At 42.5% G+C, this 13,217-nt stretch carries 8 protein-coding genes; 3 read left to right on the top strand and 5 right to left on the bottom strand.

The window, feature by feature from the left end:
* Positions 1 to 20: 20 nt before the first annotated feature.
* From NQ565_RS06315 to NQ565_RS06305, 3 genes are all read right to left on the bottom strand, one after another.
* Positions 21 to 1,691: a RagB/SusD family nutrient uptake outer membrane protein gene (locus NQ565_RS06315; protein ID WP_040316371.1), complete on the bottom strand. Its 1,671-nt coding sequence runs from the start codon at positions 1,689 to 1,691 to the stop codon at positions 21 to 23.
* A gap of 20 nt (positions 1,692 to 1,711) precedes the next feature.
* Positions 1,712 to 4,858: a SusC/RagA family TonB-linked outer membrane protein gene (locus NQ565_RS06310; RefSeq protein ID WP_005658088.1), complete on the bottom strand. Its 3,147-nt coding sequence runs from the start codon at positions 4,856 to 4,858 to the stop codon at positions 1,712 to 1,714.
* A 124-nt stretch (positions 4,859 to 4,982) separates the two neighbouring features.
* A complete protein-coding gene (locus tag NQ565_RS06305) occupies positions 4,983 to 5,807 on the bottom strand; it encodes an ROK family protein (protein WP_005658089.1) in 825 nt (274 codons plus the stop codon).
* Between the two features lie 160 nt (positions 5,808 to 5,967).
* Here NQ565_RS06305 and NQ565_RS06300 point away from each other — a divergent pair, with 160 nt between their 5' ends.
* Positions 5,968 to 7,131: an IS4 family transposase gene (locus NQ565_RS06300; RefSeq protein ID WP_016660807.1), complete on the top strand. Its 1,164-nt coding sequence runs from the start codon at positions 5,968 to 5,970 to the stop codon at positions 7,129 to 7,131.
* A 107-nt stretch (positions 7,132 to 7,238) separates the two neighbouring features.
* On the opposite strand, the gene NQ565_RS06295 is transcribed toward NQ565_RS06300, so the two are convergent.
* Positions 7,239 to 8,141 (bottom strand): phosphatidylinositol-specific phospholipase C, encoded by a 903-nt coding sequence (locus NQ565_RS06295; RefSeq protein ID WP_309573589.1) that lies wholly within the window; start codon positions 8,139 to 8,141, stop codon positions 7,239 to 7,241.
* Between the two features lie 215 nt (positions 8,142 to 8,356).
* Entirely contained in the window at positions 8,357 to 9,121 is a 765-nt protein-coding gene (yaaA, locus tag NQ565_RS06290; protein WP_074713661.1) for a peroxide stress protein YaaA, read from the bottom strand.
* Positions 9,122 to 9,359: 238 nt separating this feature from the next.
* On the opposite strand from yaaA, the gene recJ reads away from it, so the two are divergent.
* Positions 9,360 to 11,075, top strand: coding sequence for a single-stranded-DNA-specific exonuclease RecJ (gene recJ, locus NQ565_RS06285; RefSeq protein WP_022103805.1), 1,716 nt, complete (start codon positions 9,360 to 9,362; stop codon positions 11,073 to 11,075).
* 162 nt (positions 11,076 to 11,237) lie between these two features.
* Positions 11,238 to 13,175: a RecQ family ATP-dependent DNA helicase gene (locus tag NQ565_RS06280; protein WP_005658099.1), complete on the top strand. Its 1,938-nt coding sequence runs from the start codon at positions 11,238 to 11,240 to the stop codon at positions 13,173 to 13,175.
* Positions 13,176 to 13,217: the final 42 nt, after the last annotated feature.

Below are 13,217 nucleotides of genomic sequence, written 5' to 3'. Positions count from 1 at the left end.
AAACTTCCAAAAGAGAAAGATTACTCATAGATATTTTGTTTCAACTGCCCGTTTGAGTTTATAATCTGATTAGACGGATAGGGAAAAACAATGAAGCAATCCTTATAAGAAGTTTTGTCTGTATAATCCGTGTAAAACTCAACTTTATGTGTATAATCAATAGCATCGGGTTTTCCATCTCCATTTGTATCGACCATACCACGGTTCTTGTAATGACGAACGAGAGGACGAGCATTTAACTCTTTCTCCGCCAATGCCTTGATTTCTGCATTAGAAGAATGGTGCCAACGTTTCAAGTCGAAAAGATGATCGGTAAATTCAAATGCTAATTCACAACGACGTTCATGATACAACTGTTCCATTGTAGCTGGTGATGGTAAAGAAAGACCACAAGCGCGTACATGAATTCTGTTCAAATCTTTCCAAGCCTTATCCGGTTGGTTCTTCATCAAATAAGCTTCTGCCCGAAAAAGCATCATTTCAGCAAAACGGATTATCGGGAAGTTAACTCGTGCAGTAGGCCAGTCACCATTAGCATTTACATATCCTTCGGTTGTAGCATTAGCATAACCAAAAGGTTCCATATACTTATTAATTTGGAAACCTGATTCAATGTCGGACGCTGAATAAAACTCGCGTTCCTCTCCAAAAAATAGGAATTTTTGTCCGTATTCTAAAATAGAACGTTTCAATCGGTCATTTTCTTTACCATCTTTTAGCATTTCCGCATAAATGTCATATGTCGGTTTAATTTGTCCCCAACCATTGTAGATGCCCCAACCTTTATTTTCAAGTATAACACCCGGAAATTCAGAACCTCCTCCAGTAGAACCACCCGTACCTGGAATAGTCCATAAATATTCCTTTCCCCAATATTTTGAGAAGTCAGAAGAGAACAATTCATCGAAAGTGTCTGCCAAACCACGATTATACGTCGTTTCCAGCTCATCTACCAATTTAATAACCTCATCCCATTTCGTTTCATCCCACATGGCCCAGTAGGCATATACCTTTACCTGAAATGCTATAGCTGCTGCCTGATGCGCGCGCCCTAAGTCCTTATCATCATAATCTTCGAAACGTGGCAAACGTTTCTTAGCATTTTCCATATCTTCAATAATCAATTTATAGTTATCAATAACTGAAGCCTGCTGGGGTGGAATAGAGTTATCATATCCATTTACAAAATCTTCATAACGTACAAAAGGAACTCCTTGTTTATCTGTACCATAGCGATAAGCCATCAGAAAATGTGCCCATCCTCGAGTAAAATAGGCTTCACCAAGACTCCTGTTTTCTATTTCTGTCAATGCAGTAGTCTTTTCCTTATCTACTAATTGATCAATCACCCAATTAGAACGGGAAATCACTTTATACATGGTTTCGAACACAGTACGTAATGGAGACTCATCACCTGTATATTTAAACGTCGCAAGTGTCGGGAAATCACGTGTTTTTCCCCAAACTATATCATTAGCAGCACCCTGCTCCCAAAATAATTCTCGACCATACATGGCTTCCTGATGAAAACGTTCGTATAATCCGTCCACAGCGTCAATTGCCTGCTGATCATTTAAGAAATAAGCATTGTCTCTGGCATCTCCTTCGGGTTGTACATCAAGGAAATCACTACAAGAAGTGGCAGTAAGTAGTGCAACGCATACTACTCCAAATAATATATTCTTTTTCATAATCTTCATTCAATTTATAATTAGTAAGTCAGTTTTACTCCTAAAGAGAATACACGAGATACCGGATACTTCAAAGCATCCCACCCCCCGCATTCAGGGTCCATACCAGAATATCTGGTGATAGTTGCCAAATTTTCTCCACTCAAAAATACAGATAGGCGGCTGTTGCGGTCATTCAAGTGTGACCACTTACAAAATACGTCACTCAAATCATAAGAAAGCGTTACATTCTTCAAGCGCAGGTATGAAGCATCTTCCAGATACCAATCTGAAGCTGTGCTAAAGTTTCCATTGTTGTCATTCTTTGACAGAATAGGAATGTTAGATCCTCTGTTATCGGGCGACCAAGCGTTCAAGATCTCACGAGAACGGTTAAAGTTACCTTCTACATCACTTAAAAGCATATATTTGGAAACATTCATTGCTTGTGCTCCACCTACTCCTTGAAACATTGCACTGAATGACAATTTCTTCCAAGTAAATCCAAGTGTCCATGCAAAGGTAGTTTTAGGAGTAGCACTACCCATATATTGACGGTCACCAAAACCAATTGTACCATCACCGTCATAATCTACAAACTTCAAATCTCCTTTTTTAGCATCAGGTTGAATTCTCTTACCATTCTTATCCACATATGCCGCTGCTTCCTCATCACTTTGGAATATTCCAGCTGTCTGTATCAAATGAAAAGAATTCAAAGGTTCACCTTCTGTGGTCTGATAAATATCTTTCACACTACGGAAACTCTTATCATCTGTCCACACTCCCGGAGTTCCATCCTCATTCTTCACCCCAATGTCAGAAACCCAATTCTTCAGATAAGAAAAGTTACCTGTTACAAAGTAAGAAAAGTTTTTATTTATTCTATCATTCCAACCTATAGACAATTCAAAACCACGATTTCGGACCTCTCCAAGATTTACCAACATAGCATCCAACCCCATAGTAGAAGGCCAGTTCATCGGTTGTGGCTGTATCAAATTGAAAGTACGTTTATCAAAATAATCCATTGACAAAGAAAGACGGTTATTGAACATTTCCATATCTAAGCCCAAGTCGTACTGTTCAGAAGTCTCCCATGTCAAATTTGGATTTAAAGCAGTACTATAATAAGCAAAGTTATTCCATAATTGATTAGAAGTTACACCGTATTGTGCTTGTTCTGAATAAGTATTTTTCGATAATAGTGGTGATTTATAATTATAATCAATAGACCCCAAATTACCGACACGTCCCCAAGAAGCACGTAATTTCAAAAGGTTTACGATATCGTTCTTCTTAAAAAACTTCTCATTAGAAATTTTCCATCCTAATGTTACAGCGGGAAAATCGCCAAAGTTATGTTCCTTAGGCAGGCGTCCTGCATAGTCACGGCGCCATGAAGCGGTTACGAAATAACGGTCGTCATAAGAATATGCCAAACGAGCAATCATTGAAACATTCGCATCTGGTCCCGTTAAATAATCAAGCACTTCAGTTGAATTGGCATAAGCCATGTATTGCAGATAGACTGCTTCACTAGACAAGTCCTTTCCAATCGCTTCCAACCCCCGTTTCGAATAATGGTCAGCCGTAGTAGAGAACAAAGCACCTACGGTATGTTTACCAAATGTGTTATCATACGTTAATGTATTCTCTGTCTTCCAAGCGTCCATACGATAAGATTGCTCCTGAACATTATTTGATAGGTTCGGTTTACCAACTTCGTCACGGATAGGATTGAATTTTTTATAATAATAGTTCTGCAAATTGTAAGTAAAACGACTTACAAACTTTAAACCAGGCAACACATTACCTATTTCCAAACTAGTAGTACTCCACACATCACTTGTCTTATTGTAGAGATTTTCTGCCTCAAGCAAACGTACAGGGTTCACAGCATCACCATGAGCATCGGCAAAGTTTGAGCCATACTTTTCAATGTAAGCAGGGTCTTCTGTTGTTGTACCACCATAAGAGCCATCCAAGGGATTATAAATAGTAGCACTAGCCGGCATATATACAGCTGATAATATAGGACCGGTGTATGCATCATTATCCGTTTCTTTAGAACGACTTGTTGTATTCTTCCACACCAAATCTTCGCTGATTGTAATCCACTTGTTCAATTGCATCTTACCATTATAACGCAAAGCAAGATTTTTCTTATAAGTATTAATCAAAGTACCCTGATCGTTATCAAAAGACAATGAGAGGCGGCTGGAAGACTTATCTGTACCTACATTTAAAGCAATATTGTGGCGCTGATAAAAAGCTGTACGGAAAATAGCATCCATCCAATCAGTACGTGTAGTACCTACCCACGGATTTTTTGTTACATTCCAGCCATCAGGTAATGCCTGGCCTGCATTTTCATACGACCTTCTACGCATTTCCACTTGTTCTTCTGCATTGAGTGGTTCAATTAAATTAGTAGCCTGACGAAAGCCGAAAGTTCCGTCATACGTCAAAGTAGGAGCACCTTCTTTTGCCTTTTTGGTAGTAACAAGCACTACACCACCTGCTCCTGACTGCGCACCATAAATAGCGGCAGAAGCAGCATCTTTCAATACAACAATACTTTCAATATCGTTCATGGAAGTAATAGGAGCTCCCGGAACACCGTCTACCACCCATAATACGTTATCGCCGTTCTGCGAACCCTGACCGCGAATCACGATATTAGGAGTTGAAGTAGGATCACCACCATCAGCCTGAATAGTTACACCAGGCAACTGCCCTTGTAACATACTTTCCGTAGAAGTAACAGGTCGTGCAGCCAACTCATCTGTATTACTAATTATACCTACAGAAGCTGACAAGTCTTGCTTACGTGTATTGGCACCATATCCCAAAACAACTACCTCGTCCAGCAATTCTGTGTCTTCTTTCAACACAATTGTCATTTGCTTCTCACTTACAGGTATTTCTTGAGTAGTATAACCCACAAAGCTAACAACCAATACATCACTTTTAGAAGCGGAAAGAATAAACTCACCATTAACGTTTGTAATAACTCCATTAGTAGTGCCTCTCACTAGTACATTAGCACCTATTACAGGCTCTCCAATTTGGTCTTTCACAATTCCTTTTACTGAAATTTGCTGTGAGTACGCAATCACAGAAGTAAACAATCCCAATAATAGAAACAAAACCATTCGATAAAATCCAAGATTTACTTGTTTCATACATTAAAAATTTAAAGTTTATAATATAAATTTATAATTCCATCACAAAGGTTTAAAAACAGAATTACAATATTATTAAAAATAAAAAAAATATTACTATTTTCCAGAAAATGGTAATACCTGTCTATCCCAAAAGTGCTGAAGCTCCTAATAGACCAGCATCCTGTAATTGTGAAGACACGATTTTCACATCAGCCACAACTCGTGGATAAGGAAAATCTTTTAAAGTCTCATACATCGCTTCTTTAAAAAGCGGGAAAGCTGTTGCTATTCCACCTCCTAGTACTATTAACTGTGGAGAATAAGCAAATAATACAGCCTTTACCAATTGTCCTATATGCCCACCGAACTCCTGCCACAACAATAGAGCATCATTATCTCCTTTCAATGCTTTTTCCGACTCAGCAGCACCAGTGGTATTCCTACGTTTAAAAAATCCGCTACTACAATAATATTCGTAATCAGCCTCTAAATAGGGTAATGCTCCCAATTCACCTGCACCGGCATATCCCCCTCCGTACAAACTATGATGAATAATGATTCCCAGCCCTATTCCGGTACCGATAGTAATACCCACCATATTTTCATAAAGTCGCCCGCTTCCAAAAAGACTTTCTCCCAAAGCAAAACAATTAGAATCATTATTGACAGCCACTGGTAAGCCAAACTTCTCCTCCAGCAGTTCCTTTAAATGCACTTCTTTCCACGAAGCAATATTCATCGCATCATACACTATACCATGAACTGTATCAACGATCGACGGTACACCAATACCAATCCCCTCAACAGTCTCACCTATCATAGGTTCAATAAGTTCAAAAAGCTGCGTCAAGATCACATCAACATCTTGTGTAGCCAAACAAGCAACCGAATTCCTTTTCAAACACTTTCCTTCCGCCACTTGTGCTATCCTTATATTAGTACCACCTAAATCAATGGCTAACTTCATAATTTCTCTATTCTAAATATTTTTATATTGCAAATCACTACTGTCCCGTAAAAGTGGATAAATAGTTCTTTGAAATTATTGAAATATAGTCAATTACACGTTTTTTTGAAATGAAACGGACTTGATTTTGCAACTTTGCAGTCTAATACAAATGGCTGCTATGTTCCAAGACAAATACGTATTCTCTCAATTAACCGCTTTTCTGAACAGGACTCAGTTCAACAACTATGTTCGCAAGTATGATGGCAACAGATATGTGAAACATTTCACTTGCTGGAATCAGATGCTCGCGATGATGTTTGGACAACTGAGTAACCGTGAGAGCCTGCGAGACTTAGTCGTTGCTTTCGAGGCGCATAGGGCCAAGCAATATCATCTTGGTTTAGGTCGTGAACCGATAGCCAAGACAACTCTTGCGACAGCGAACCAGAACCGTGATTACAGAATCTTCGAAGACTTTGCATTCTATATGATGAAGGAAGCCTGCGAGAAGCGGACGACCAACATCCTTGACATTTCCGGAAAGAAATATGCGTTTGATTCAACAACGATTCCGTTGTGTCTTGCAACATTCCCATGGGCAAAGTTCCGAAGCAAGAAAGGAGGGGTGAAAGCTCATGTCTTATACGACATTGAAGCACAAGTTCCTGCCTTCTATACTGTAACTACTGCATCAAAGCATGATTCCACAGCAATGTCTTCAATCCATTATGAACCAAATGCTTATTATATATTCGACAGGGCTTATGACTCCTTTAAAGAACTCTATAGGATACATCTTACAGACTCTTTCTTTGTTGTCAGAGCCAAGACGAACTTAAAGTATAAGACAGTCAGATGGAAGCGAAGAATGCCAAAGAACATAATGACAGATGCGGAAGTGAAACTGACCGGATATCTCTCCGAGAAAAAATATCCTGAGTCATTCAGACTCGTCCGATATTACGACGAAGAGGATGACCGTGAGTTCACTTTTTTGACGAATGCAAAACAACTTTCTGCACTGGATGTCGCCGATCTTTATAAGAAAAGATGGTTAATCGAGCTGTTCTTCAAATGGCTCAAGCAGCATCTCAAGATAAAGAAATTCTGGGGCACAACAGAGAACGCTGTTCGCATACAAATCAGTGTGGCTATTATCACGTACTGTCTTGTGGCTATTGTCCAACATGATATGAAGTTGAAACGTTCAACCTATGAAGTTTTACAAATTCTCAGCATATCATTGACTGACAAAACCCACTTGCGTGACCTGTTCGACAAGACTAATTTCAATGATGTCAAAGATCTAAATGATCCCCTGATTCCGGGGCTTTTTGATTAATTGTTTAACTCGTCCCATTTTAACGGGACACTAATGATTGCAAATATAAATACACATAAGTCAACAAAGTAAACAATTTGCGTATTTGAATCCTCTTTTTACGCAAACTAATTATTTCCTCTTATGAGACAATCTAACAACTCAAGCCCTTCAGGACGCTGTACAAAATCCATAAAAACAATACCACACATCTGGCTTCTTCTTTGTTTTAGATACTCTGACACAAACTTATTCACTTGTTTAGCAAAAACTTCAGGTGTGCCTAGCGGAAGTCCAGTAGCACTAACGAAAGAAATCGCCCATCGATATGAAGAACTAGGTTCTGCTGCTACATTATGCAAATTACGCATACAAGCTTCTATTTTTAATCCAACTTCCTCATCCGAAGCATACTGATATTCATCTTGAAGTAAGACTTGTGCTTCCGCACCATTACTGCCTCGAAGCGTCATCAAACATGTGGCATCATCCTTCCAACCCTCACAAGCAGTTCCGGGATATTTGTTCATGGCTACATCTCGGTGTAAAAACAGAATTTTTCCACGACAATCACCCAATGCTAAATCCTGACAAAAATTCCAAACAAAGAAAGGCTTTGCATCAATAGCCGACAAGGAGGTTTCTACCAAAGAAGCGTAAGCCTCAGAACTTCCGCCCTCTCTCTTTAAAGACACAATCAACATCTCAGAAGGATGTTCTTTCAGAAATTTTATAAAAGTAGGTAATACATCCGTTTCCCAATACATATTCTGAAAAGCATGACTATGAAACACTCCCAGCTTTCCGTCTTTCTCAGCTAAACGAATATCAAAAGCACGAATGCCCAATTCTAATTGCGAGAAAATACCTGCATCTTGAGTTTTCAACATACAACCACCATAAATAGCACCACTGTCATGAGTACCAGGGATAGAAAGTTTGCATACAGGCAATGTATCAGAAAGAAGTTTCATCCAATCGCCTTTGCTGCCTGCGAAAGCCGGTTTTGCACAAAGGAACCAGCTCAGCATAAATACAACAGAAAACATGTGTACAGATGTTATATTCATAGTTTCAAATATTAGATATTACAAAAGTACACAAACGCCAAATGACTTACAGCCGCAATTTGCGAATATAAATCCTCTTTTTGCGTAAACAGAAAATGCATCTAACTGTTTACCGCCGCAAACTGTTTCGATATATAATTAAGTAGGAATATATTCTTAAAATATCCGTCTAATTTTTACTCCAATACAAACTGCAAATGATTATCCGTACTGAGTCCCTCGTCAAAAGTAAAACCTTCCCACGAAAAACCTCTCAAATCTTCGGGGCATCCAATGCGATTTTTGATGATGTGACGCACCATCTCCCCTCTGCACATCTTCGCATAAATGACAACGGTCTTTAACTTTCCGCCTTTCCACACTTGAAAATCTGGAGTAACCACACGCACCTCTGACTCCACCCGTTTCCAGTCGAATAAATCCTTCATCTCACCACTTGCCAAGTTGACCAGTATACCGCCCCGTTTCTTGATTTCTTCTATGAAACAGTCCGTCAGCAGAGGTTTCCAATAATCAAACATGGTGATACCGCCTTTCTCCGGCAGGCGCACATCTCCCTCCAGACGATAAGGTCTGATACCGTCCAGCGGACGGAGCAATCCATAAAGAAAAGAGGTGATACGGAGATGTTCCTGTGCATAACGGAAGTCATCAGCCGTAAAATCCTTTGGCAGGATGCGTTTGAAAACAGCTCCCGTATATGCACCGATTGCCGGCATAGGGCGATTGTCTTCCGAACAAAAGTCATGAAAGCGTGCCCTGTTTTCCGCAGCAATCTTAGCATTCACCTTCAAGAGTTTTTCCAGTTCTGCGGCAGAAACCTGTGACATTTCCAACGCATTCCGTACAGCTTCCGCTTCAAAATACGGAACGGTAACTTCGGGCACTTTCAAAGAACAGTGCGACGCCATGGTCTTGGCACAAGAGATAAAAGTGAGCATAGGCATATTCCTTATATTTGAAGAAAGTCCAAACGAACTCTTAGACGCCACAAAAATAAAAGGATTTCAGGAGAGAAAGCGCATCATTAAGAATATTTTCCATAGAATTCACATCGGTTTCAAGAGTTTTTCATACCTTTACAGCTTGTTGGAGAAATAGCGCACAGCAATCGGATAACACTAAGTTCCCCTTATTCTCCGGCACTTGGCGATAGAAAAAGAAAAAATAATATATAAAATGACTCACAAATGGAATTATTTACCCATTACATCCGATCAGGCAGAAGCAAGCCAACGACTGGCCCAGGAATTAGGGATTAGCCCTGTACTTGGGAGATTGCTGGTGGAGCGGGGAATAACGACAGCGACAGCTGCCAAGAAGTTTTTCCGCCCGCAACTACCGGATTTGTACGACCCGTTCCTCATGAAAGATATGGACGTGGCCGTAGAACGCCTGAACAAGGCAATGGGAAAGAAAGAGCGCATTCTGATTTATGGAGATTACGATGTAGACGGAACCACCGCCGTGGCCCTGGTCTATAAGTTTATTCAACAGTTCTATTCGAACATAGATTATTACATACCCGACCGTTACAACGAGGGATATGGCGTTTCGACACAAGGTGTGGACTATGCCTCCGAAACCGGTGTGGGACTGATTATCGTGCTGGACTGCGGCATCAAGGCCGTAGATGAAATTGCATACGCCAAGGAAAAAGGCATCGACTTCATCATCTGCGACCACCACGTACCCGATGAAGTGTTGCCCCCTGCCGTAGCTATACTGAACGCCAAGCGCGAAGACAACACCTATCCTTACGAACATCTTTCGGGCTGCGGAGTAGGTTTTAAATTCATGCAGGCATTCGCTATCAGCAACGGCATCGAATTCCACCATCTGATTCCGCTGTTGGACTTGGTGGCAGTCAGCATCGCCTCGGACATCGTACCGATTATGGGAGAGAACCGCATACTTGCCTATCACGGTTTGAAACAGCTCAACAGTAATCCGAGCGTAGGGCTGAAGGCCATTATCGATGTATGCGGACTGTCGGAAAAAGAAATCACCGTCAGCGATATAGTATTCAAGATAGGTCCGCGTATCAACGCCTCCGGACGTATCCAGAACGGCAAGGAAGCGGTAGATCTGCTGACGGAAAAGGACTTCTCGGTTGCTCTGGAAAAGGCCGGACAAATCAACCAGTATAACGAAACCCGCAAAGACCTTGACAAGACCATGACCGAAGAGGCCAATCAAATCGTAGCCGGTCTGGAAGGACTCGCAGACCGCCGCTCCATCGTGTTGTACAATGAGGATTGGCATAAAGGAGTAATCGGAATCGTCGCTTCCCGCCTGACGGAAGTATATTACCGCCCCGCCGTAGTGCTGACACGCACGGATGATATGGCAACCGGATCGGCACGTTCCGTTTCCGGTTTCGATGTATACAAAGCCATCGAGTACTGCCGGGATTTACTGGAAAACTTCGGCGGACACACCTATGCTGCCGGTCTGTCCATGAAAGTGGAAAACGTACCCGCTTTCACTGAACGTTTCGAAGAATTCGTATCCCGGCATATTCTGCCGGAACAGACCAGCGCCGTAATCGACATCAATGCCGAAATCGACTTCCGGGATATCACTCCCAAATTCTGCAATGATTTGAAGAAGTTCAACCCCTTCGGTCCCGACAATACCAAGCCCGTATTCTGTACCCACAACGTGTACGACTACGGAACCAGTAAAGTCGTAGGACGCGACCAGGAGCATATCAAGCTGGAACTGGTGGACAACAAATCAAACAATGTAATGAACGGAATTGCTTTCGGGCAGAGTTCTCACGTGCGCTACATCAAGACCAAGCGTTCGTTCGACATCTGTTACACCATTGAGGAAAACACCCACAAACGGGGAGAAGTACAGTTGCAAATTGAAGATATAAAGCCGAATTAAGCCGAAGAAGACGGGAGAAGATTCTCTTTGTGTTTTTCCTTTAGGCACGGATTATACGGATTTTACTGTTTTTTTAGTCTACAAAGTCCGTGTAATCCGTACCTGAAATACCATCATTATATATAGTATCACACACTCTTTTTATCTTTCAACTTTACAACCATGTCCTCGCAGCCCGACGCCTCCCAACTTTCAACTCTCAACTCCCGAATCCTAAAGCAGTATTGGGGATATGACCGTTTTCGGGGTATCCAGGAAGATATCATCGACAGCATCAGCAAGAATAAGGATACCTTGGGACTAATGCCTACGGGTGGCGGCAAGTCCATTACTTTCCAAGTCCCGGCACTTGCCAAAGAAGGAATGTGCCTGGTGATTACCCCCCTGATAGCCCTGATGAAAGACCAGGTACAGAATTTGAAAAAGCGGGGTATCAAGGCACTTGCCATCTACTCCGGCATGAGCCGGCAGGACATCATCATCACCCTTGAAAACTGTATATTCGGCAACTATAAGTTCCTCTATATCTCACCCGAACGTCTGGATACGGAAATATTCCGCACCAAATTGCGGAAAATGCACATCAGCATGATTACGGTAGACGAAAGCCACTGCATCTCGCAATGGGGGTATGACTTCCGTCCCGCCTATCTGAAAATCGCAGAGATACGCGAACTGCTGCCGGATGTCCCCGTTCTGGCACTGACCGCCACTGCAACCCCCGAAGTGGTAAAGGATATCCAAGCCCGTCTGCATTTCCGTCACAAGAATGTATTCCGCATGAGCTTCGAGCGGAACAACCTCGCTTATATTGTTCGCAAAACAGAGAACAAGACTGCCGAACTGTTGCATATACTGCGCAGCATGCCCGGCAGTGCCATTGTATACGTACGCAACCGCCGCCGCACCAAGGAAATTACCGAACTGCTGAACAACGAGTACATCACAGCCGATTTCTACCATGCCGGACTGGACGATGCCACCAAAGACATCCGCCAGCACCGCTGGCAATCCGGCGAGAGCCGTGTCATGGTGGCAACCAATGCTTTCGGCATGGGCATAGACAAACCGGACGTGCGCATCGTTATCCACATGGACCTGCCCGACTCCATAGAAGCCTACTTCCAGGAAGCCGGAAGAGCCGGACGTGACGGGCAGAAGGCGTATGCCGTCATCCTATATGCCAAGTCGGACAAGACTACACTGCACAAACGCATCCCCGACACCTTTCCGGAGAAAGAATATATCAGAGACGTTTACGAACATCTCCAATACTATTATCAAATGGCAATGGGTGACGGACTGGATTGCGTACGCGAATTCAACATCGAAGATTTCTGCCGCAAATTCAAATACTTCCCCGTACCGGTGGACAGCGCTTTGCGAATCCTGACCCAGGCGGGCTATCTGGAGTACACTGCCGAACAGGACAGCACCTCACGCATCCTCTTCACCATACGCAGGGATGAACTCTACCGGCTGCGCGAAATGGGCGAAGACATGGACAGGCTCATACAAGCCGTGCTTCGTTCCTATACCGGAGTATTCACAGACTATACCTATATCAACGAAGATTCGCTTGCCATACGCACAGGACTTACCCGCCGGCAAATCTACGAAATGCTGGTTCACCTTGCCAAACTGCGCATCGTAAGCTATATTCCCCATAAAAAGACACCTTATATAATATACACGCGCGAACGCGTGGAAGCACAACGCATCCATATCTCCCCGGAAGTATACGAACACCGGAAAGCACGCTATGAAACGCGCATCAATGCCATGCTCGATTACGTGACCAACGACACCGTATGCCGCAGCCGTATGCTGCTGGACTACTTCGGGGAGAGAAACGAACATAACTGCGGACAATGCGATACCTGTATCAGCCTGCGCAGCAAATCAAAAGCTTCTGAACAACCGGACCGGGAAACGCTTTGTGCAAAAGTATGCGAGATATTGTCCTGTGAATCCCTGACTCCCGCCGGCCTGCTCAAACAACTTCCAATGGACAAAGAGCTTCTGACCGAAATATTGCACCGGTTATCGGACGAAGGAAAAATTATTGCCGTTGACGGAATACTGCAAATCAAAAAATAAATCATTACTTTTGTACAGTGCATCAGCACACCAATCCTATCA

Origin of the sequence: Bacteroides stercoris ATCC 43183, assembly GCF_025147325.1 — a bacterium.
GTDB classification, from domain to species: domain Bacteria; phylum Bacteroidota; class Bacteroidia; order Bacteroidales; family Bacteroidaceae; genus Bacteroides; species Bacteroides stercoris.
Note: the sequence above shows the minus strand (reverse complement) of the source record. Positions and strands in the feature narration are given on the sequence as shown.